The sequence below is a fragment of the Paraburkholderia unamae genome (genome assembly GCF_003268775.1).
Lineage (GTDB): Bacteria > Pseudomonadota > Gammaproteobacteria > Burkholderiales > Burkholderiaceae > Paraburkholderia > Paraburkholderia unamae.
On record NZ_QLSU01000003.1, the window covers coordinates 172,982 to 194,560 of the forward strand.

The 21,579-nt window shown below is 65.9% G+C and carries 23 protein-coding genes and 1 riboswitch; of the genes, 15 read left to right on the forward strand and 8 right to left on the reverse strand.

The genetic code is table 11. The annotated features are described in order from the left end of the window. Together C7401_RS05965 and C7401_RS05970 are read right to left on the reverse strand one after the other, a co-directional pair. Window positions 1-654 (reverse strand): urea amidolyase associated protein UAAP2, encoded by a 654-nt coding sequence (locus C7401_RS05965; RefSeq protein ID WP_112170437.1) that lies wholly within the window; start codon window positions 652-654, stop codon window positions 1-3. 16 nt (window positions 655-670) lie between these two features. Further along, the gene (locus C7401_RS05970) at window positions 671-1,438 is read right to left on the reverse strand and encodes an urea amidolyase associated protein UAAP1 (RefSeq protein WP_112170438.1); all 768 of its coding nucleotides are present in this window, start codon (window positions 1,436-1,438) and stop codon (window positions 671-673) included. A 56-nt stretch (window positions 1,439-1,494) separates the two neighbouring features. Then, window positions 1,495-1,641: riboswitch (guanidine-I (ykkC/yxkD leader) on the reverse strand. A gap of 215 nt (window positions 1,642-1,856) precedes the next feature. Between C7401_RS05970 and C7401_RS44260 the strand changes: the two genes are divergently transcribed. Then, on the forward strand, window positions 1,857-2,063 hold the full coding sequence (locus C7401_RS44260; RefSeq protein ID WP_146757885.1) for a hypothetical protein: 207 nt from the start codon (window positions 1,857-1,859) through the stop codon (window positions 2,061-2,063). A 17-nt stretch (window positions 2,064-2,080) separates the two neighbouring features. On the opposite strand, the gene C7401_RS05975 is transcribed toward C7401_RS44260, so the two are convergent. The 3 genes from C7401_RS05975 to C7401_RS05985 all read right to left on the reverse strand — a co-directional run bounded on the left by C7401_RS05975 (window position 2,081) and on the right by C7401_RS05985 (window position 5,766). Further along, window positions 2,081-3,520 carry an MFS transporter gene (locus C7401_RS05975; protein WP_112170439.1) on the reverse strand — a complete coding sequence of 480 codons (1,440 nt, stop codon included), beginning with the start codon at window positions 3,518-3,520 and terminating at the stop codon, window positions 2,081-2,083. Window positions 3,521-3,659: 139 nt separating this feature from the next. Continuing rightward, window positions 3,660-4,811, reverse strand: a complete 1,152-nt coding sequence (locus tag C7401_RS05980; protein WP_112170440.1) for a CaiB/BaiF CoA transferase family protein — start codon at window positions 4,809-4,811, stop codon at window positions 3,660-3,662. Between the two features lie 7 nt (window positions 4,812-4,818). Then, window positions 4,819-5,766 (reverse strand): hydroxymethylglutaryl-CoA lyase, encoded by a 948-nt coding sequence (locus C7401_RS05985; RefSeq protein ID WP_112170441.1) that lies wholly within the window; start codon window positions 5,764-5,766, stop codon window positions 4,819-4,821. A 118-nt stretch (window positions 5,767-5,884) separates the two neighbouring features. Here C7401_RS05985 and C7401_RS05990 point away from each other — a divergent pair, with 118 nt between their 5' ends. Both C7401_RS05990 and C7401_RS05995 read left to right on the forward strand, forming a co-directional pair. Continuing rightward, a complete protein-coding gene (locus C7401_RS05990; protein ID WP_112170442.1) occupies window positions 5,885-6,838 on the forward strand; it encodes a LysR family transcriptional regulator in 954 nt (317 codons plus the stop codon). 61 nt (window positions 6,839-6,899) lie between these two features. Beyond that, window positions 6,900-7,565 carry a DUF2278 family protein gene (locus C7401_RS05995; protein WP_112170443.1) on the forward strand — a complete coding sequence of 222 codons (666 nt, stop codon included), beginning with the start codon at window positions 6,900-6,902 and terminating at the stop codon, window positions 7,563-7,565. A 74-nt stretch (window positions 7,566-7,639) separates the two neighbouring features. On the opposite strand, the gene C7401_RS06000 is transcribed toward C7401_RS05995, so the two are convergent. Then, the gene (locus C7401_RS06000) at window positions 7,640-9,847 is read right to left on the reverse strand and encodes a TonB-dependent siderophore receptor (protein WP_181565501.1); all 2,208 of its coding nucleotides are present in this window, start codon (window positions 9,845-9,847) and stop codon (window positions 7,640-7,642) included. Between the two features lie 273 nt (window positions 9,848-10,120). Continuing rightward, entirely contained in the window at window positions 10,121-11,011 is an 891-nt protein-coding gene (locus tag C7401_RS06005; RefSeq protein ID WP_112170704.1) for a LysR substrate-binding domain-containing protein, read from the reverse strand. Window positions 11,012-11,112: 101 nt separating this feature from the next. On the opposite strand from C7401_RS06005, the gene C7401_RS06010 reads away from it, so the two are divergent. The 3 genes from C7401_RS06010 to C7401_RS06020 all read left to right on the forward strand — a co-directional run bounded on the left by C7401_RS06010 (window position 11,113) and on the right by C7401_RS06020 (window position 13,375). Then, window positions 11,113-11,703 (forward strand): LysE family translocator, encoded by a 591-nt coding sequence (locus tag C7401_RS06010; protein WP_112170444.1) that lies wholly within the window; start codon window positions 11,113-11,115, stop codon window positions 11,701-11,703. Window positions 11,704-11,705: 2 nt separating this feature from the next. After that, a complete protein-coding gene (locus tag C7401_RS06015; RefSeq protein ID WP_112170445.1) occupies window positions 11,706-12,098 on the forward strand; it encodes a cupin domain-containing protein in 393 nt (130 codons plus the stop codon). 161 nt (window positions 12,099-12,259) lie between these two features. Next, window positions 12,260-13,375, forward strand: coding sequence for a linear amide C-N hydrolase (locus C7401_RS06020; RefSeq protein ID WP_112170705.1), 1,116 nt, complete (start codon window positions 12,260-12,262; stop codon window positions 13,373-13,375). 39 nt (window positions 13,376-13,414) lie between these two features. Here C7401_RS06020 and C7401_RS06025 read toward each other — a convergent pair whose 3' ends face one another. Then, entirely contained in the window at window positions 13,415-13,840 is a 426-nt protein-coding gene (locus C7401_RS06025) for a VOC family protein (RefSeq protein WP_112170446.1), read from the reverse strand. 117 nt (window positions 13,841-13,957) lie between these two features. Here C7401_RS06025 and C7401_RS06030 point away from each other — a divergent pair, with 117 nt between their 5' ends. The 9 genes from C7401_RS06030 (at window position 13,958) to C7401_RS06070 (ending at window position 21,561) form a co-directional block, all read left to right on the forward strand. After that, a complete protein-coding gene (locus tag C7401_RS06030) occupies window positions 13,958-14,848 on the forward strand; it encodes a LysR family transcriptional regulator (RefSeq protein WP_112170447.1) in 891 nt (296 codons plus the stop codon). Window positions 14,849-14,885: 37 nt separating this feature from the next. Further along, window positions 14,886-15,488 carry an alpha/beta fold hydrolase gene (locus tag C7401_RS06035; protein WP_112170448.1) on the forward strand — a complete coding sequence of 201 codons (603 nt, stop codon included), beginning with the start codon at window positions 14,886-14,888 and terminating at the stop codon, window positions 15,486-15,488. A 179-nt stretch (window positions 15,489-15,667) separates the two neighbouring features. Further along, window positions 15,668-16,798 carry an alanine racemase gene (gene alr, locus C7401_RS06040; RefSeq protein ID WP_112170449.1) on the forward strand — a complete coding sequence of 377 codons (1,131 nt, stop codon included), beginning with the start codon at window positions 15,668-15,670 and terminating at the stop codon, window positions 16,796-16,798. A gap of 166 nt (window positions 16,799-16,964) precedes the next feature. Then, the gene (locus C7401_RS06045; protein WP_112170450.1) at window positions 16,965-18,035 is read left to right on the forward strand and encodes a fatty acid desaturase family protein; all 1,071 of its coding nucleotides are present in this window, start codon (window positions 16,965-16,967) and stop codon (window positions 18,033-18,035) included. Between the two features lie 51 nt (window positions 18,036-18,086). Then, window positions 18,087-18,395 carry a MocE family 2Fe-2S type ferredoxin gene (locus C7401_RS06050; RefSeq protein WP_112170451.1) on the forward strand — a complete coding sequence of 103 codons (309 nt, stop codon included), beginning with the start codon at window positions 18,087-18,089 and terminating at the stop codon, window positions 18,393-18,395. Between the two features lie 303 nt (window positions 18,396-18,698). Then, entirely contained in the window at window positions 18,699-19,814 is a 1,116-nt protein-coding gene (locus C7401_RS06055) for a SpoIIE family protein phosphatase (RefSeq protein WP_112170706.1), read from the forward strand. A 14-nt stretch (window positions 19,815-19,828) separates the two neighbouring features. After that, window positions 19,829-20,392, forward strand: a complete 564-nt coding sequence (locus C7401_RS06060; protein WP_112170452.1) for a SiaB family protein kinase — start codon at window positions 19,829-19,831, stop codon at window positions 20,390-20,392. Between the two features lie 18 nt (window positions 20,393-20,410). Then, the gene (locus C7401_RS06065; protein ID WP_112170453.1) at window positions 20,411-20,797 is read left to right on the forward strand and encodes a DUF1987 domain-containing protein; all 387 of its coding nucleotides are present in this window, start codon (window positions 20,411-20,413) and stop codon (window positions 20,795-20,797) included. A 23-nt stretch (window positions 20,798-20,820) separates the two neighbouring features. Next, window positions 20,821-21,561 (forward strand): GGDEF domain-containing protein, encoded by a 741-nt coding sequence (locus tag C7401_RS06070; protein WP_112170454.1) that lies wholly within the window; start codon window positions 20,821-20,823, stop codon window positions 21,559-21,561. Window positions 21,562-21,579: the final 18 nt, after the last annotated feature.

Sequence of the window (21,579 nt, forward strand, 5' to 3'; positions counted from 1 at the left end):
TCATGCCCCCCACACCAGCAAGCGCACGGGCGTCGGGTTATAGCCGTTGCACGGGTTGTTCAGTTGCGGGCAGTTCGAGATCAGCACCGTCACGTCCTGCTCCGCGCGCATTTCCACGTATTTGCCGGGCGCGGAGATGCCGTCTTCGAAGGTGAGCTTGCCAAGCGGCGTCACGGGCACGTTCATGAAGAAGTTGATGTTGCTGACGATGTCGCGCTTGCCGAGCAGCGCGCCCACGCCGCATGTGCAGTGCGCAAGCGCGTTGAGGTAGCTGTCACGGCAGCTGTGCATGTGGCGCTTTTCGAGCGCATAGCGCACGGTGTTGCTCTCGGCCGCGCAAGCGCCGCCGAGCGTGTCGTGGCGGCCGCACGTATCGGCGGTGATAGTGAGCAGCGGCGCGCCGCGATTGGACATCAGCACGCTGCCCGCGCTCAGGTAGAGGTTGCGTTGCGCACGGATGGTGTCTTGCGCGCTATAGCGTTCCGTGGGGTCGGCGCTGCTGTAGAACAGCGTGTCCACGGCCTGGTTGCCTTCCAGATCGACAATGCGCAGCGTTTCGCCGCGCTTCATGTCGTGCATCCACGGTTCGCCCGCGGGCAGCGTGAAATCGGTATGGGCGTTGCGCGCGTCGAGCGCGCTTTCGATGATCGGCATGACGGCTTCCTTGCGCTCAGGCAAACAGACGGTCGGTGTTGATGAAGCCGCGCTGGTTTTCCGCGCAGGCGTTGCGGCACAGGTCGTCGGCGCTCGCGCTGGCGTCAGCCGCATAGGCGCGCCATGCCACGAGCTTGACCGGCTTCGGCGTGTACTCGCCGTGCGGGTCGAGCGGATGCGGCGCCGTGGAGAACGCGGCCAGCGTGTTCATTTCGAAGCGCAGGTCGAACGCCGCGCCCGCGCGCGAGTGGCCCGGCACGAATTCGAGCGCGCCGTCGTCGCCCACGGCCACCTTGCTGAAGAAGTTCACGTTGGCCACGAGGTCGCGCGCGCCGAGGCCGTACTTCGCGAGTTCGAGCACGAGGCTGTCGCGGCCGTTGCGGATCATCTCGTTGCGATGCGCCTGGTAGCGCTTCTCGCCATACTTGCGCGCGAACAGCGCCGCGTCGCCCACGCCGCCGAGCGGGTCGTGCCAGCCGAGCGTATCCGCCGTGATCGAGGCAATCACGCGGCCCATGTCGGTATGGAGTGCATGGCCGCGCGTGAGATGGGCCGTGTGCTGCGCCTTGAGCGTGTCGGCCATGTTGTAGCGTTCGAGCGGATCTTCCTGGCGGTGAAACACGGCGGCGAGGTTCGCGCCGCCTTCGAGGTCGATCACGCGCAGCGCGAGGCCGCGGCGCAGGATGCCCGACCAGTGCGTGCCCGCGGGAATCACGGTTTCCCACAACACGTCGACGGGCGGCAGATCAGGCTGCGCGGTGGCGGAAGAGAAGCTTGACGGCATGAGGGCTCCTGGTTGCGAAGGGATGGGGCGTGAGAGGGCGACCGAACGACATCGCGACCTCCCGGGCTTTTATCCCTCCGTGGAGCCTCATCGCCGCCTTGCAGGCAAGGTGGGAGACGAGACCGGATTGCTCTCGGACCAGGCATCGAACACGCCGCACGGACTCGTGCATTGCGCCGACCGGAACCCTAGCGATCCTAAGATGATGCAAATTGCTTCGCACCTCTCGCCAGGCTAATTAGCGAGTTCTGTGCCAGGCGTGTTGCGAATGGGGATGAACGAGGCTGCGTGCGCCGTAGCGGCGCGAGATGGCGGGCCACGCGGGCTTCAGGGCGCCGCGTGCGCGCAATCGCAGTGCAGCGCGTGCACCACGTTGCGAGGTCAAGCACCGTGACGGGGCATCACGTGCATTCAATGCGTGCGCGAAGGCACGCGCAAGGCGGGCCAGGCCAATGGCATACGAATTGCGTTGGCATGCAGGTCTACCCACCCGCTCATGCATTCACTCGAAACCGCCATGCCTACGCCCTTCGCCACCCGCCTGCGTCAATTCTTTTATGCCATGCTGGCCGCGCGCTTCATGGAATTCGATCCGCGCGCGCCCGGCGACATGAAGCGCAAATAAGTAGAGCAACCCGCCGCTCACCCAGAAAGCTCTTCGAGCCGCACGCCATTCGTGCGCGGTCCGAAGCCGCCTATGGAGATCATCACCGCGAGCATGCACACGGTGATGCCCGCGAACACCCCGTTCACGCCGAAGTCGCGCAAGAGCGCGGCGATGATGAAGCCCGACATCATCGCGCCCACCCGGCTCGCCGAATAGACGATGCCATTGGCGCTGCAACGCACGGCCGTTGGAAACAGTTCGGCCTGATAGGCGTGATAGCACACCGAAATGGTCTGCCCCGCGAGACTGATGAGCACGCCGAGCGCGATGAGCGCAACGGGACCGCGCGCCTGCGCGAACAGCAGCCCGAACACCACGACCGCGAACGCCGAGCCGACGATGAGCCACTTGCGCTCGATGCGATCGGCCACGAGCATGGCGAGCAACGGTCCGCAAGGCAGCGCGACGGCGATCACAACCGCATAGAGCAGGCTCTTCGTGACGGTCACGCCCTGCCCGATCAGCAGCGTCGGCACCCAGTTCGCGAAGCCGTAGTAGCCAACGGCCTGGCACAGGTTGAACGCGATCAGCATGATGAGGCGCGAGCGGTACGGCGGCTGCCACAATTCAGCGAGCGAGGCGCGCCGGTGCGCGGGCAGCACGAGCGAAGGTGTCGGTTCGGGCAGCGCCTTGCCGCTCTCGCGCACGGCCCGCTCCTCCATGCGCGCGATCACGCGCTCCGCCGCCTCGGTGCGGCCGTGCGAGACGAGCCAGCGCGGGCTTTCCGGCACCGCGCGGCGCACGAACCACACGAGCGCCGCGCCAAGCGAGCCCGCGAGCACGACCCAGCGCCAGCCGTCGAGACCGAACGGCGCCTGCGGCACGAGCCACCACGAGAGCAGCGCCGCAATGGGCGCGGCGGAGAACATGATGGCCTGATTGAACGCCATCGCGCGGCCGCGCATGCGCTGCGGGACCATCTCCGTCACATAGCTGTCGATCGTGACGATCTCGATCCCCACGCCGATGCCCGTGATGAAGCGCCAGAGAATCAGCCCTTCCGCGCTGTGCTGGAACGCCATCACCACCGATCCCACCGAATACCAGAGCAGCGAGAACGTGAAGACGCTTCGGCGTCCGAACCGGTCGGGCAGCCAGCCGAGACAAAACGTGCCGATGAACAGCCCCGCGAACGTCGCGGCCACGAACGCGCCCATGCCGTTGAAGCCGAAGAACGCGGAGGTCGTGGTTTGCAGCATGCCGCTTTTCGCCATGCCCGGCGCGATGTAGCCCGTGAAAATGAGGTCGTAGACCTCGAAGAAGCCGCCCAGCGATATCAGCAGCACCAGCATCCAGAGCTGCCGCGTGGCGGGCAGCCGGTCGAGGCGCGCGGAAAGCGCCGCCGCCGCGCGATTGCCAACGGGTATGGCCGTGACGGCGTCGAGCGGATCGTCCGCGCCCAAGGTTCGTTGCATGCTTGTCTCCGTGATGACGCCTCGTTGGGCATCTTTCTTCTGAAAAGCCGAGCGTAACCACGCGGCGCGCAACACATTGCGCGCGCCACGATCCGACTACCTCGGCACTGGAACCGCTAACGTGCGCTTTGCCCGTGCTTCAGGGCGAGGCGTGCGCCTTCAGGCCCGCCAGCACCTCTTCGGTATGCTCGCCCACGCGCGCGAGCGGCTGGCGCACGCCGGGGCGGCGGCCGCCCATCAGCAAAGGCAGCAACACGACTTCGGTCGTGCCGCCGTCGTCGGTCTGCATGGGCACGAGTCCGCCGCTCGCCTTCAGGTGCGGATCGTCCAGCAGCTGGTCAGGGCGCACGATAGGCGCGTAGGGAATGCCGGCCGCTTCGAGGCGCGGCGTGAGTTCGGCCACCTGGTGCGTGGCGAGCACCTGCGCGAGCCGCTCCAGCAGTTCGGGCCGCACCGCCACGCGCAGTGCGTTGTTCGCGAAGTGCGGTTCATCGGCAAGCTGCGGGCAGCCAATCACATCGCACAGCGTCACGAACTGCTTGTCGCTCACCGCGCCGATGAAAAGCTGCTCGCCGTCCGCCAGCGTGAACACGTCGTACACGCTCCACGCCGAAACGCGCGAGGGCATGGGCGGCGGCGCTTCATGCGTCATCGCGTACTGCTGCATGTGTTGCGCGCTCAGGAACACGCAGTTCTCAAACAGCGCGCTCTGCACTTCCTGGCCGCGCCCGGTTGCGTCGCGCTCGCGCAGCGCGGCAAGCACGCCGATGGCGCCGAACATGCCGCCCATGATGTCGTTGACGGACGTGCCCGCGCGCAGCGGACGCCCGGCGGGCCCCGTCATGTACGAGAGGCCGCCCATCATCTGCACGACTTCGTCGAGTGCGAGGCGCTTCTCGTACGGACCGGGCAAGAAGCCCTTGTGCGAGACGTAGATGAGGCGCGGATAACGTTGCGCGAGCGTGGCGTAATCGAGGCCGAGCTTTTCCATGAGGCCGGGCCGGAAGTTTTCGAGCATCACGTCGCACTGGCCGATCAGCTCGACGGCGGCAGCCTGCCCCGCCGCGGTGTTGATGTCGAGCACCACGCTCTTCTTGTTGCGATTGAACGAGCGAAAGAAGCCGATCCCGAGGCCCGGCAGATTGCGCGTCTTGTCGCCGCCGGGCGGTTCGATCTTGATGACTTCGGCCCCGAGGTCCGCGAGGATCATCCCGCAGGTCGGGCCCATGACCATGTGCGTGAACTCGATCACGCGCACGCCTTCGAGCGGAAGCCGGTTGGCAGTATTCATAAGGACCTCAAACAGATAAAGCGTGATGAACGGCGGCGCCGAAAGTTTTCGGCAGGCCGGCGCGCCAGAGCGTGCCGTGCAGCGTTTCGCCTTCCAGCCATTGCGCCACGCGCGCACGCAGCGCGAGCAGGCCTTCGATGTCGATGCCGGTGTCGATGCCCATGTCGGCGAGCATGAACGCGAGGTCTTCGCTCGCGGCGTTGCCGCTCGCACCCGGCGCATGCGGGCAGCCGCCGATGCCGCCGAGCGTGGCGTCGAAGCGCGTCACCCCCGCCTCCAGCGCGGCGTAGACGTTGGCGAGCGCGAGCCCGCGCGTGTCGTGAAAGTGCGCGCACCAGAGGCGCTCGCCCGCGATCTTGCACGCCGCCTCGAAGAGTTCGCGTACGGCCGCGGGGTTCGCGTAGCCCACGGTGTCGGCGAGGCTCACGCGGTCCGCGCCCGCATCGAGCAGCGCCTGCATGCAGTGCAGCACCTGCGCGGGCTCCACGCGTCCTTGCAGGGTGCAGCCGAACGCCGTGCCGATGCCGCCTTCGATCAGCGTCTTCGCGCCGCTCGCGTCGCGCGCGGCACGCATGCGGGCCACGTCGGCCACGACTTCATCGGGTGTCTTGCGCAGGTTCGCGAGGCTGTGCGCCTCACTTGCCGACAGCGGCACGAGCATCAGGTCCGCCTGCACTTCCAGCGCGCGCTCCGCGCCCTTGAGATTGGGCACGAGCACCGAAACGAACAGTTCCGGCAGCGTCTTCGCGAAGGCCACGAGTTCCGCCGTGTCGGCGAGTTGCGGCAAGAGGCGCGCGGGCACGAACGAGCCCACTTCGATCTCGCGCTGGCCGGCCTCGTGCGCGGCGCGGATCCATTCGATCTTGTGCGCGGTGGGCAGCACGCTCTGGATGCTTTGCAGGCCGTCACGCAGGCCGACCTCGCGGATCTGGGCCCGCAGGGGTAATGGGGGCATGAAGGTGTCTCCGTTTTTGTCTCCAGCGATGTGCTAACTTTAGGCATTCCATGAAATACATAAAGCGGTATTTTGGAAGCTTCAAGATTCCAAACCGGAAACACTGAAAGGAGACGCCGTGCGCGACATCGACCTCAAAACCCTGCGCCTGCTGGTGAGCGTGTGCGAGCACGGCAACATGGGCCGCGCCGCGCGCGAGGAGCATATCGAGCCCTCGGCCATCAGCAAGCGCATTGCCCAACTGGAAAGCGAATTCGGCGTGCCGCTGCTCACGCGCTCGCGGCGCGGCGTGCAGCCCACGGCGGCGGGACTCGCGCTCGTCGAGCACGCGCGCAGCGTGATTTTCACGCTGGAGCGCGCCGCGAGCGACATCGCGGCACTGGGCAGCGGCCTTTCCGGCAGCTTGAGCGTGTGCGCCTCGGCCTCCGCAATCGCCGAGGCGCTGCTCGACGACCTCGCCTCCTTCATGCGGCTGCCCGCCCACCAGAACATTCGCGTGAACGTGGAGGAGCGCACCTCGCGCGAACTGGTGGAGCGCGTGCGCGACGGCGCGGCCTCGCTCGGCGTGTGCTGGGACAACGTGGAGCTTGGCGGGCTGCAAGCGCGCCCCTGGCGCGAAGACCGGCTCGTGCTCGCCGTGCATCCCGAGCACGCGCTTGCGAAGCGCCGCTCGATCTCGTTCGAGGAAACGCTCGATTACGAGCACGTGGGGCTGCCGCCTTCCACGGCCGTTCATACGATGCTGCGCCAGTCGGCGGCGCGCAGCGGGCGCACCGTCACCTATCGCGCCGTGGTGTCGAATTTCGACGCGTCCTTTCGCGTGGTGGCCGCCAATCTCGGCATCAGCGTCGTGCCCGAGGAAGTGGGCAACACATACGGGCGCATCATGGACGTGCGCACCATCGCGCTTACCGACGCCTGGGCGCGGCGGCGCTTCATCGTCTGCTTTCGCGCGTTCGACGCGCTCCAGCCCGCGGCCCAGCGCATGGTCGAGCATCTCGTCGAGCGCGCGGCGCACAAGCCACGCGGCGCAAGAAGCCAGGCACGGGCGCGCGGCCCGGCCTCGCTGTAAGCGCATATTCACGTTCGGGCGGCACAATGAGCCGCTCCACCTGAACTGCAAGGAGCGCGCGATGGCCCTTCCTTACGGCTTCGTCAAGGCGAAGATCGTTTCCGCACCGCAACTGAAGTCCACGCGGCGGCCCCATGAAGTGCAGTACCACCTGCACTTCGGCATCACCGTGAACGGCGCGCCGTGGGACATTGCCGTGAACGTGGGCACTACCGACGCCGACGATCTGCTCAAGTACAAGCTCGTCTTCGACTTCCGCCACAGCGTGCTCACCACACTCAAGAGCGCGTCGCCTGGATCGACGGACCTCACGGGCACCGACGCGCTGCCCGCGCTCGACTTCCTGCGCAGCGACTTCCTCGCCAAGACCGGCGCGTGGCGCAACAGCGACGTGATGGACGGCTCCGACCAGGTCGAGCCCGTCGCCTCGTTGCAGCGTCTCCTGTTGCGCGCGCAACAATCTTCGCTGGACGTGTACGTGTTCGGCCGCTTCTACAGCGAAGGCGACGGCGTACACGACGTCCACATGAATCAGGGATCGAGGGGCGAGTTCATTCACCGCGCGGGCGACGACTCGAACGACCACAACGACATCTGGCAGGACGGCGCGCTGCTCGTCGATCTCGGCGAGCCCGAGTGGGCCCTGTATGCGGCGGCGTTCGACCAGCAATACGTGCCGACCGACGATCTCGGCAACCCCGCGCCGGGTTCGCAACCAATCTCCTGAACGCAAAACGGGCGCATCCCGGTCAACGGAATGCGCCCGCTCGCGGCGCGGCTTACGGCAAGCCGCTTGAACGCTTAGAAGTCGATCTTCGCGTTCAGGCTGACCGTGCGCGGATCGCCCGGCGCGATGTAGTCCGAGTACTGGAACATCCAGTAGCGGCGGTTCGTGATGTTGTCGATCGCCGCGCGCAGCGTGACATCGTGGCCGCCAATGCGCGTGAAGTAGTTCGCGCCGACGTTCATGAGCAGATAGCCGCCCGTCTGGAGATTGCCGGCCGGTCGCACTTCCGTGTTGCCCGTGAACTTCGCGTCGGCGGACAGTTGCAGGCCCGGCACGTACGGCATGTCATAGGTCACGCGACCCGCCGCCACGAACTTCGGCGCGCCCGCCACGCGGTTGCCGTTGAAGGACTGGCCCTTCGCGTACCAGGTATCGAGCAGCGTGACGCTGCCCGCCACCTGCCAGCTACGGCCGAGGCGCACGCTGCCGCCCGCTTCGATCCCTTCGTAGATCGAATCGCCGTCCTGCACGTAGACGTTATCGCTATTGGCATAGGCCGCGCCGCGCTCGATGCGGAACAGCGCCGCCGTCGCGCTCCAGCGCTCGTGCTCGCTCTTGACGCCCAGCTCGTACTGGCGCGAGCGCAGCGGGCGCAGCAACGAGCCGCCGTTCGCGTACATGCTGTCCACGATCGCACCCTGCTCCAGCGCCTCGACGTAGCTCGCATAGAGCGTCGTGTTCGGCTCCAGCTTGTACATGAGCGCGGCGGTCGGGGTGACCACGCCGTTCTGGCTGTACGCGGCGGTTTTCGCGCCCGTGGTTGAATAGGTGTTCTGACTATAGTTCGTGTAGCGCAGGCCCGCGAGCAGCGACCAGCGGCTCGTGATCTCCATGGTGTCGCTCACGAACGCCGACGTCTGCGTGATATCGCTCGCGCGGTACGTTTCGAGCCCGCTGCCCGAGTAATAGCGGAACGGATTCGGCTGATACAGGTTGCCGATGCCGAGCACGTTATAGACCGAGACCGACGAGTAGTCGTTGGTCTGATGCTGGTACGCACCGCCAATCACGAGCTGGTGCGTGAACGGCCCGGTCTTCACCTTGCCTTCGAACATGCCCTGCCAGTAGATGTCCTGGTGGCCTTCGTCGCCGTTCCAGCGCGCGTCCTGGTAGTCGCCGGCCTGATTGAGCAGTGTGAGCGTGCTTTCGTTGCGGTCGCGCGCCGACTTGCTGTAGCTGCCCGAGGTCGTGAACGACCAGTCGGGTGCGATCTGGTAGCGCACGCCCGCCGTGTAGAGTTGCAGGTTCGTGTTCAGATGCTGGTCGGTGCTGCCGAGCCAGTTGGTGCCGCCGCTGAGCACGGCGGGCAGGCTCGACGCCGTGTAGCTGCCCGTGTAGATCGCGGGCAGCTGGCCGCTGGAGCGGATCGTCTGGTAGAGCGCGTTGAACCACACCTGGAGGTCGCGCGTGAGCTGGCCGTCGAGCGCAAGCGAAACCGAGTTGCGGTTGTAGTCGCCGGCGTTATAGGTCTTGCCCGCTTCCTTCGTATAGTTCAGGCGCGCGCCGAACATGTCGTCGGGGCCGAAGCGGCGGCTCAGGTCGACGTGCGTGCTCAACAGGCCGTCCATGCGATAACCCACGTCGAGACTCGTGACAGGGTCCTTGCCCGGCCGCTTCGTCACGTAGTTGACGAGCCCGCCCGGCTGCGCGAAGCCATACATGAAGCCGCCCAGGCCCTTGAGCAGTTCGACGCGCTCCAGTTGTTCGTAGGGCATGGTGATGCCGTACGAAATGAACGGATTGCCGTCGATGCGAAAACCGTTCTGCCAGTCGATGGGCAGGCCGCGAATCGTGATGTAGGTGGCCCAGGCGCTATAGGCGTTGCTGTTGTCGGTGACCGAGGCGTCGCCCGCGAACACGTCGCCGAGCTTGTAGACCTGGCGGTCGGCGAGATCCTCACCCGTGACCACCGTGGTCGAGAACGGCGTGTCGAGCTGCGAGCGCGTGCCGAGCGCGCCGCTGTTCACCGGCGCGCTCAGGTTCAGCGGCGAGTTCGGCACCGTGCTCGCGCTCACGCTCACCGCGGGCAGCGCCTGGTCGGTGCCCGCGGCACCGTTGCCCGTGGCGCTCGTGTTCTGGGACGGCGTTTTCTGGGCCCCGCCGTCCTGCGTCGAGGTCTGGGCAACGGCGGCCTGGGCCGCCGCGAAAGTCAGCCAGGCGGCAATATGCAACGGGCGATGCAGCGTGCGGCGCGCGCGGCGCGCGGGTTCTCGATGGTTCATGTCGTTTTGGGAAGGGTCGTCTCGCGGAATTTCTCAATGAGAAGCATTCTCATTTTCACTCAGCGCGCGATATTAACAAACCCTTACGACATTTCCTAGGGCTTACGGCGGCATTCGTCTTTCCTGACGGATTTTTGCGGAATTTGGTGAGAAACGGACGGAAGAGATGTAGTTTTGTCTTTCTTGGTCGCAAAAATGCAGAAATGATCGGAGACGGACACCAACAGCACGCCCTCGCCCCCACCGCCCTGCCTCTACGACCCAGCCGCGCCCCTACGCCGCCCGCCGCGCCCGCATCACGTTCCCAGCGGCGTCCCCCGCCATCGACTCGCGCACACAGCGCGCAAACTCCTGCGCCGCCGGCTGAACCGTCGCAGGCAAGCGCAGACAGATCGCGAACGGCGGCAACGCGGGCAAGCCATACGCTTGCGGCGCGAGCGTCTCCAGATCGGCCGGCACGGTCGAGACAAGCCACGTCGTGATCGCAAGCCCCGCGCGCACCGTGGCGGCGGTCGCCTCGATATTGCCGCTCTCGAACACCGTGCGCCACGCAATGCCCGCGTCCGCGAGCGCCCCGAGCACCACCGGCCGGAACGCGCAACGTTCGTCCACCATCGAAAGCGGCAGCGGCCGTTTCTGCCACGCGTCGCTGTCGCGCCCGTTCACCCACACCAGCGGCTCGATGCGAACCACTTCGCCCTGGGCTTCGCTCGCGATGGATTCGACCAGCGACACGTCCACGCGGCCGCTATTGACCGCCTCGCTCAGTTCCGGCGACGCGCCGCACACGAGCGAAATCTCGACGTGAGGATGCGCCTCGGCGAACGCCTTCATCGCGGGCGCGAGCGGCGTCACGAGGTCGTAGGGCACGCCCACGCGCAGGCTGCCATGCAGCGGGCGGCCGGTCATGTCGGCCCAGATTTCGTCGTTCAACTTCAGCAGTTGGCGCGCTTTCACGAGAAACTGCTCGCCATGACGCGACAGTTCCAGCTTGCGCGCCTTGCGCACGAACAGCAGGCAATCGAGCAGGTCTTCAAGCCGTTTCACCTGCTGGCTCACGGCGCCCTGGGTCATGTGCAGCCGATTCGCGGCAACCGTCATGCTGCCGCTTTCGGCGACGGCGACAAAGGTCCGGATCAGGTCGAGGTCGAAGTTTCGGGTCATCGACACATTATGCAACGTAATGGATCGCATCAAGATTATTGCCTTTGATGATGCATTGGCGATCCGTACAGTGCAAAGATCATTCACGCGGACCTGCACCGATGACCTCGATCCTCCCGCTTCTGCTGTTCGTCGCCGTCGCGACCATCACGCCCGGCGGCGCGACCACGCTCGCCACCGCTTCCGGCGCGCGCTTCGGTTTCGCTCGCTCGATGCCGCTGATGCTCGGCATCGCCATCGGCCTCGCCTTGCTCGCCGCCGTCGCCGCGCTCGGGCTTGGCGGCCTGCTGCTCGCGCTGCCGTCGCTGCAAACGGCCGTGAAAGCGCTTGGCTCGGCGTATCTGCTGTGGCTGGCGTGGCGCATCGCGCGCAGCGGGCCGCCCAACGCAAGCGCGGGCCCCGCACGGCCGGTTACGCTCGTCAACGGCCTGCTGCTCCTGTGGCTGAACCCCAAAAGCTGGGCGATGACGGTGGGCGCGGCCGCCTCGTTCGCGTTGCTTGCCAGCAGTCCGAACCGGCTCGCGTTGCTGCTTGGCGCGACATTCGGCGTGGCCGCGTGCGCTTCGCTTGCGCTGTGGTGCGCGCTCGGCGTGCTGTTCGCCCGGCTCTTTCGCACGCCGCGCCACTGGCGCATGCTCAATCTCGCGATGGGCGTTCTGCTCGCCGCTTCCATCATTCCAACCTGGAGATAAGGATGCCTGATTATCCGTTTGCCGATTCATTCGACCTTGAAGCCGCGTTCGCCGAGGTGTCCGAATACTGGTCGCCGAAAGTCGTCGCCCAGGTCAACGATCAATACGTGAAGATCGCCAAGGTGCGCGGTCAACTCGTGTGGCACGATCACGCGCACGAGGACGAACTGTTCTTCGTCGTGCGCGGACATCTGAAGATCCAGTACGAGGGCGGGCGCGTCGTCGATCTGCCCGCGGGTTCGATGCACGTGGTACGGCGCGGCACCCTGCACAACCCCGTTGCCGACGAAGAATGCTGGCTCGTGCTGATCGAGCCCGTGCAGACGAAGCACACGGGTGATGTGGACTCGCCGTTGACGAAGACCATCGAGGAGCAGTTAAGCGGGACGCGTTGAATCCGGTATTCACAGCGCCTGTAGATTTTCGCCTCAACCGTCAAGAACGTGATACGCACCGCATAACGCGGCGCGCGTGCCCGGTTGTGCCTGGCCACGTTCGAGCGGCCCGAAACGGCTTCTATGACATGATCGGCGCGTCCTGCAACCGGAACGCGACCATGCCCCGTCTGCCCCACGCTCTTGCCTGTCTGAAAGCCGGCGCGATCGCCGCCTCGCTCGCACTCGCGGCCGCGCCGCTCGCCATTTCCCCCGCCGATGCCTGCACGCGCACGCTCTATGTCGGCGACAGCGGTCTGGTCATCACGGGGCGTTCAATGGACTGGTCCGAGGACATGCGCTCGAACCTGTGGGTGTTTCCGGCCGGCATCGAGCGCACGGGCAACGCGGGGCCGCGCTCGCCGCGCTGGCGCTCGAAGTATGGGAGCGTCGTGGTCTCGGGCTACGACATCGGCAGCGTGGACGGCATGAACGAGCGCGGCCTCGTCGCCAATGCGCTTTACCTGGCCGAGACCGATTACGGCAAGCCCGATTCGGGCCATCCACCGCTGTCCATCAGCCTGTGGGCGCAATACGTACTCGATAACTTCGCCACGGTTGGCGAAGCCGTGGCCGCGCTCGGCCGCGACCCGTTCCAGATCATTGCGCCGCCGCTGCCCGACGGCAAGCCGATCTCGATCCACCTCTCGCTTTCGGACTCGCAAGGCGACTCGGCGATTCTCGAATACATCGACGGCAAGCTTGTCATCATGCACGACAAGGCCTATAAGGTGATGACGAATTCGCCGATCTACCCCGAGCAGCTCGCACTCGATACGTACTGGAAAGGCGTGGGCGGCCTCGCGTTCCTGCCCGGCACGAATCGCGCGGCCGACCGCTTCGTGCGCGCCTCGTTCCTGCTCGACGCGATTCCCAAGAAGCCCGATCCGGCCTATATGGCGGGCGTGCCGCAGCAAAATCCCGCTTACCAGGCGGTGGCGAGCGTGATGAGCCTCATGCGCTCGGTGAGCGTGCCGCTCGGCATCACCACGCCCAACATGCCGAATCTTTCGTCCACGATCTGGCGCACGGTCGCGGACCAGACCGATCTCGTCTACTACTTCGACTCCGCCACGCGCCCCGACACTTTCTGGATCTCGCTGCGCAAGCTCGACCTCAAGCCAGGCGCCCCCGTGATGAAGCTCACCATCGACTCGGGCCAGGTTTATTCGGGCGAGGTGTCGGGCAATTTCGTGGCCACGCCGTCGTTCAAGTTCATGCCCGCGCCCGCGCCTTGAGCGCGATGACCTTCCCGCTCGCCCCGCAAGCGCCCGCGCTCATTTCGCAAACAGCTGGCCGATGTCCTTGAACGCCTTGAATTCGAGCGCATTGCCGCAGGGGTCGAGCAGGAACATCGTTGCCTGTTCGCCCACCTGGCCCTGAAAACGCACGTACGGTTCGATCACGAACTGCACGCCGAAGGTTTTCAGGCGCTCGGCCAGCGCCTCCCACTCGCTCCATCCCAGCACGACGCCGAAATGCGGCACGGGCACGTCGTGGCCGTCCACGGGGTTCGTGTGGGCGTGCTCCTGCGAGGCCGTTTTCGGATGCTCGTGAATCACGAGCTGATGGCCGAAGAAGTCGAAATCGACCCACTGCGCGCTGGAGCGCCCTTCAGCGAGGCCGAACACGCGGCCGTAGAAGTCGCGCGCGGCGGGCAGATCGAAAACGGGAATCGCGAGGTGAAACGGCGACAGCGACATGGCAAGTCTCCTGTGTACTGTGTGCTGTGTATGGGGAACGGTTGCGGCAATGGTAGACACACTCAAGCAAAAACAAAATCAATATATAATTTTCCGACACACAAATTATTTTGATGAATGATACGCGAGCTCAAAACCCTCGTTGCGGTGGCGGAGCAAGGCACCTTCGCGGCGGCGGGGCAAAAGATCGGCTTGACCCAGGCGGCCGTGAGCGCGCAAATGCAACGGCTCGAGGCGGAGCTGGGCTTCGCGCTGTTCGACCGTGAGGGCCGCGCCGCGCGCCTGAACGCCATGGGCCAGCAGATCCTCGCGCAGGCCCAGGAGGTGATCCGCCTCTACGAGAACCTGAGTTCGAGCGCGGCCGGGCCCGCGGCCACGGGGCGCGTGACGCTCGGCGCCATCGCCTCCGTGCAGCGCGCGGTGTTGCCGGCGGCGCTGGCCGAATTCCATCGCCGCTGCGCGGGCTGCCGCACGCGCGTGATTCCGGGGCTCTCCATGGAGTTGATCCATCTCGTGGACGCGGGCGAGATCGACATGGCCGCCATCATCCGTCCACCGTTCGCACTGCAAAGCGATTTGCGCTGGACCTCGCTCGCGCGCGAGCCGTTCCGGCTGATCGCGCCGCGCCACGTGAAAGGCGGCGACTGGGCCACGCTGCTGGCGAGCCAGCCCTTTATCCGCTACGATCGGGCCTCGTTTGGCGGGCGCCAGGTGGACCGCTTTCTGCGCCGCATGCATTGCACCGTGCAGGACGTGAGCGAGCTGGACGAGCTGGAAGCCATCGTCGAACTGGTGGCGAACGGCGTGGGTGTCGCGCTGGTGCCGCAAACCGTGGCGTGGCGGCGTTGGCCCGCGAAGGTCCGTGCGCTCGATCTCGGGCAGCACACGTTTCATCGTGACATCGGCCTCGTGCATCGCGCGCCGGGCACGCTGGGAGAGCCGGCGCGCCTCTTGATCCAGCTAATCGAATCGTGCGCCCGCGAGCAGCTTGCGGGCGCGCCGCAATGAATCCGCCCTCCCCTGTCCCCACGCTGGAGCAACAGACTTGAGCACTCCCGAACAACTGCTTTTCCTGCCCGGCGCATCGGGCAACAAGGCTTTCTGGCAACCGCTGTCCGAACGCCTCGCCACGCGCGCGGCGCGCGAGTTCGTGGGCTATCCGGGCTTTGGAGGCGAACCGGCGGACCCGGCCGTTGCCAGTATCGACGACATCGTCCGGCGCGTGGTGGCCCGCATCGATCGGCCCACGGCGTTGGTCGCGCAGTCGATGGGCGGCGTGATCGCCGTGCGCGCGGCGCTCGACAAGCCGCAACTCGTCACGCATCTCGTCCTGACGGTCACCTCGGGCGGCATCGACACCGCCGCGCTCGGCGCGCAGAACTGGCGTGCGGGCGACACGAGCGCCTTCCCAAGCTGGTTCGTCTCGTACCACGCCGACCTCTCGGACGACATTGCGCGCCTCACGCAGCCGGCACTGCTGCTATGGGGCGACAGCGATCCGTTGAGTCCGCTTGCCGTGGGCGAGCGGCTCAACGCCCTGCTCGGGAACGCCACGCTGCACGTGGTGCGCGGCGGCGAACACGATCTCGGCAGCGTCCACGCCGAGGCGCTGGCGCCGCTCGTGGACGCCCATTTGCTGGCGCGCTGAGCCCGCAGCGTCGCCGGGCAGCAGGGCGCGATCAGTCGTTTCAACCAAATACGTCCAAAAATACATTAGAAATAACTGGACGAAAATCAATACGATTGCGGAAATCACTGGATCGCGCGCACTTACCCAGGCGCGACCACCGCCTATCGACTGAACCGCCCCCGACCACAGGAACGCCCATGCCGCGCCCCATCGCCGCCCGCATCCAGCCCGACGCCATCCGCCACAACCTGCAACTCGCGAAGCAGACCGCTTCCGGCTCGCGCGCCTTTGCGGTCATCAAGGCCAACGGGTACGGTCATGGCATCGAGCGGATTTACCCGGCACTGGCCGGGGCGGACGGCATCGCCCTGCTCGACCTCGATGAAGCCGTGCGCGTGCGCGAGCTGGGCTGGACCAAGCCGCTGCTGCTGCTCGAAGGCGTTTTCGAGCCCGCCGACGTCGAACTGGCTATCGCGCACCGCCTCACGGTAGCCGTGCATTGCGACGAGCAACTCGACCTGCTCGCGGCCGCCAGGCCCGAATCGTCGCGTGGCCCCGTCGACATCCAGTTGAAGATGAACTCGGGCATGAATCGCCTGGGCTTTCGCCCGCATGCGTATCGCGCCGCGTGGGAACGCGCGCGCGCCCTGCCTTCGGTCGGCGCGATCGGCCTCATGACGCACTTCGCGAACGCCGACGACGGCCAGATCGACTGGCAGCTCGACACCTTCGACGCCGCCGTGCAGGACCTGCCCGGCGAGCAGTCGGTGTCGAATTCGGCGGGCGTCCTCTGGCATCCGCGCGCGCATCGCGACTGGGTGCGGCCCGGCACGATCCTCTACGGCGCGTCGCCCACGGGCGTGGCGCGTCATGTGGCGGGCATCGGCCTGCGCGCTGCCATGACGCTCACGAGCCGCATCATCGGCGTGCAGACGCTCGCACCGCAGGAAACCATCGGCTATGGGCGCACGTTCGAGGCCGACCGGCCCATGCGCGTCGGGGTGGTCGCGTGCGGCTATGCGGACGGCTACCCGCGCCATGCCCGCAGCGGCACGCCCATCGTCGTGGACGGCGTGCGCACGCGCGTGGTGGGCCGCGTCTCCATGGACATGCTCACCGTCGACCTCACGCCCTGCCCGCAGGCGGGCATCGGTTCGAGCGTCGAGCTGTGGGGCGACCAGGTGAGCGTGGACGAAGTAGCCGAGGCGTCGGGCACGATCGGCTATGAACTCATGTGCGCGCTCGCGCGGCGCGTGCCGGTCGTCGTGGCCGACGACACGGAGCACGCGCGCGCCACGCAGGCACAAGGCGAGAGCGTGGCCGCCTGACGGCCACACACAAGCCCACACAGCGCCCACCCAGCTCTCACCCCGCGCCCGCTGACGAAATATCGTCAATCTTCCGGTTGAGCCACGGCCTTGGGTCACCTATTTTGGTGATGACACGCGCGGCGCATTGCACGCCGCGCAACGGCATCCCAACAAGGAGACATCCGTGGCCGACCAGGAGACTCAAGACTACGCGCCGCATCACGCGGATTACCGGCTCATCGGCGGCGCGGGCGAACGCGCGCGCGCCGCGGGCCTCGTCAACGCGGACTGGTACCGCTGCGCGGTGCCGCGCCCGGTGATGAAGCAACTCATGCAGCGCGGCGACGCGCGCGCGATCCGCGACACGGCGATCTGGTACGCGGCGATCATCGCGAGCGGCGTGCTGGCCGGGTTGCTCTGGCATGCGCATTCCTGGTGGGCCGTGCCCGCCTTCCTGCTCTACGGCACGCTCTATTGCAGTCCCGCCGATTCGCGCTGGCATGAATGCGGTCACGGCACGGCGTTCAAGACACGCTGGATGAACGACGCGCTCTATCAGGTCGCCTCGTTCCAGGTGTTGCGCTGCGCGACGATCTGGCGCTGGAGCCACGCGCGCCATCACACCGACACGCTCGTCGTCGGCCGCGATCCCGAGATCGCCGCACCGCGCCCCACCGACTGGCTCTCGCTCGCGCTCAACCTCTGCGCGCTCAAGCACGCCTCGAACGAACTGCCGCGCATGGTTCGCGCCGCGTGCGGGCGTTTGAGTGCGGAGGACCAGAGCTTCGTGCCCGCCTCCGAATGGCCGAAGGCGATACGCGAAGCGCGCCTGAGCCTGCTCGTCTATGCGATCGTGATCGGCCTGTGCGTCGGCTACCGCACCATCCTGCCGCTGCTCTATATCGGCTTGCCGAGCCTCTACGGCGCGTGGCTGTATCTCTACTTCGGCCTCACGCAGCACGCGGGCATGCCCGAGAACGTGCTCGACCACCGGCGCAACTGCCGCACGGTGATGATGAATCCCGTGTTCCGCTTTCTCTACTGGAACATGAACTATCACGTCGAGCATCACATGTTTCCGATGGTGCCGTTTCATGCGCTGCCGCGCCTGCACGAAGTCGTGAAGACCGACATGCCGCCGCCTTATCGCAGCAGCCTCGCCGCCTACGCGGAAATCATTCCGGCGCTCGTGCGGCAAACGCGCGACCCCTCGTATCACGTGGCGCGCCCGGTGCCGGGCCACGCGGAAGCCTGAACCCTTGCGCGCGCAACCATTCGATAACAGACTCAGCACAGGAGACGACACATGACGCAATGGATCGAGGCAGCCGCATTCGACGATATCGAAGACGAGGACGTCATGCGCTTTGACCACGGCGGACGCACCTTTGCGATCTACCGCGTGGAAGACCGGGTGTACGCAAGCGACGGACTCTGCACGCACGAGCACGTGCACCTGAGCGACGGACTCGTGATGGGCCATGTGATCGAATGTCCCAAGCACAATGGCCGCTTCGACGTGCGCGACGGCCGTCCGCTGTGCGCGCCGGTATGCGAAAAGCTCGCGACCTATCCGGCCAAGGTGGAAGGCGGGAGAATTTTCATCGAGGTATGAGCGATGAAGCGGCGCACCCGGCCGATGCGAATCGCTGAAAAACCACGCAAACGTTAGCGTGGGGCGCGCCGATCGTTACGGTGTATTAAACAGAAAAAATTGAGCACTCTCTCGCACCCATGTAACGAGAATGACATAAATAGGCATTAGCGTGCTGGTTCTCCATATTAATCGGAATGGATAGCCATGCATCCCGCGCTCGCGCAGTTTCGTCGTCCGGGGCCTTCCATGGGCCCTCGCAGCGCCGGGGAACTGGCTCAGGAAGTGCCGGCCATCGACGCGGCGGATTCCAATTCGCTCGTCATGGAGATTTTCTATTCGCGCCGCGACATGGCGAGCCTCGCGGTGATCGACAACGACCGCCCCATCGGCCTGATCAATCGCGACATCTTCCTCTCGCAAATGAGCAAGCCGTTTCATCGCGAGCTCTACGACAAGAAGAGTTGCATCGCGTTCATGGACAAGGAGCCGTTGATCGTCGATGCGGAGATGAGCATCGAAGCGCTCACCTTCAAAACGGTGGAAGTGGGCGAAAAGGCGCTGGTCGACGGCTTCATCGTGACGCGCGAAGGCCGCTTCGCGGGCGTGGGCAATGGCCTGCGGCTGCTTTCCATCGTGGCGGAAATGCAGGCGGAGAAGAATCGCCAGATCATGCAGAGCATCGAGTATGCGAGCGTGATCCAGCAAGCCATGCTGCGCGCCTCGCGCGAAACGCTCGGCAGCATGCTGCCTGACGCGGCGCTGCTATGGGAGCCGCGCGACGTAGTGGGCGGCGACTTCTATCACTTCGCCGCGTTCCCCGACGGCTGGTTCGGCGCGGTGGCCGACTGCACGGGGCACGGCGTGCCCGGCGCGTTCATGACCCTGCTCGCTTCGGCCTCGCTCTCGCAGGCGCTCGAACAACTCGGCCCGCGCAACCCGTGCGCGCTGCTCGCGGCGGTCAATCGCAACGTCAAGGCGCTGCTCGGCCAGATCCACGGCGCGGGCGACGCCCCGCAGTCCAACGACGGGCTCGACGCCGCGTTCTTCTGGTTCGACGCGGCCCGCCAGCAACTGCAATTCGCGGGCGCGCGCGTCGCGCTGCATGTGCTGCGCCCCGCTGCGCCGCAGTTCGAAAGCATTGCCGGCGACCGCATGGGCGTGGGCTACGTGGACAGCCTGGCCGATTATGCGTGGGCCCAGCACGCCGTCGATGCGCCGCAAGGCAGCCTGCTGTTCGTTTCGACCGACGGCTTGACCGACCAGATCGGCGGCCCGCGCAAGATCGCATTCGGCAAGCGCCGCGCGCTCGACCAGATTCTCGAACGGCGCGACAACGCCGCCTCTTCCATTTGCGCGAGCCTGCTCGACGCGCTGGCCGACTGGCAAGGCAAGCAGGCGCGCCGCGACGATGTCACGCTTTTCTTTGCACGTGTTTAAGGTAGTCCAACCATATGTCTGGAATTCTGGATCAGAACTGCTGCTTTTTTGAAATTGCCCAGAAGCGCAATTTGCTTTTCTATCACAAAGGGTATTTCTCGCACAGCATCGTCGCCGCCATGAGCGAGGTTGTGAAGCTGCAACTCGAAGTGGCGGGACTGAGCACGGCCACGCGCCGCAAGATCTTCTCTTCGTTCATCGAACTTTCGCAGAACATCGTGCACTACTCGTCCGATGCGATCACCGAGGGCCAGGGAACGGGCGGCGCGATCCGCGAAGGTGCCATGTGCATTTCGGCCGAGGGCGAGCGCCACCTCATGGTTTGCGTGAACCCCATCGCCACGGCGGCCGTGGCCGAATTGCGCGAGAAGCTCGAACCGCTGCGCAACATGTCGATCGATGAGATCAAGCAGGCATACAAGATGTCGCTGCGCGCCGACACGCCCGCCGACAGCAAGGGAGCGGGACTGGGTTTTCTGACGATGGCGCGCGACGCGAGCGCTCCGCTCGATTTCGCGTTCCATCCGCGCGAAGACGATACGGACACCACACTGTTTTGTCTCAAGACCATCATCTGACCAGGGCACGCGCACAGCATGGATAACCTCTTTATCGCCGCCACGGCAACCTCGCCGGAAATCGACTTCCGCTTCGACGAGCATGTGCTCTCCCTGCGCGGCGAGTCGTACCCCGAGAACGCGGCCGCGTTCTATGCGCCCGTCATCGAGCGGCTCAACGGCTGGCTCGCGACGTGCACGGACACGGCCATCACGGTCGAAGTCACGCTCACCTACTTCAATAGTTCGAGCACGAAAATGCTGTTCAGCGTATTCGACGCGCTGGACCGCGCCGCTTCCTCGGGCAACCCGGTGCAGGTGAACTGGTATCGCGACGAAGAAGACGAAACGATCCTCGAGTTCGGCGAGGAACTGCAAACCGACTTCACGGCGATCAAGTTCAACGATTGCCCGGTTGCCACTTGAGTGGCGCTTTGAGGACTACGCGCGTGGAAACGACTGCCTTGCGGGACGCAACGAAGGATCATTCCCTGGACCTGTTCCGCAACGAGAGCGAGGCGCTGGAGCGCGCGCGCGCGAGCGCCGCCGATCCGCACGCGAGCGCGCAGGACTACCACGAGGCGCTGGCCGAACTGATCCGGCATTACGAGCGCCTGATGCGCGAGACGCGCCGCCTGATCGGCCGCAGCGATCGCGCCGAGCGCGAAATGCAGGCGCTCGCGCAGCAGTTGCAATATCGCGCGACGCACGACGCGCTCACGAGCGTGCTCAATCGCAGCGCCGTGATCGAGCGCACAGTGAAGGCGCTGCGCGCGAACCGGGCCGTGATGATCCTGCTCGACATCGACGACTTCAAGAAGGTCAACGACGACTTCGGCCACCCCGCCGGCGACGCCGTGATTCTCGGCATCGTGAACTGTCTGCGCCGCATTCTGGGCGACGCGGGCATCATCGGCCGCGTGGGCGGCGAGGAGTTCACGGTCGTGCTGCCGGGCTTCGATATCGGCGAGGCGCTGAAACTGGCGGAGCGCATGCGCGTGGCCATCGCCAATCACACGTTCCCCGCGCCGGTGAGCCGCGCCATCACGGCGAGCTTCGGCGTGAGCGACAATCCGGCCGGCACGGATTTCGACACCGCCTACGGTCTTGCCGACTCCGCCCTCTACGCGGCCAAGCGCGGCGGGCGCAACTGCGTGGCGTACGAAGGCCCCCTCGCGCAAGCGGAGTAAAAGGCGGCCCGTCGCGCG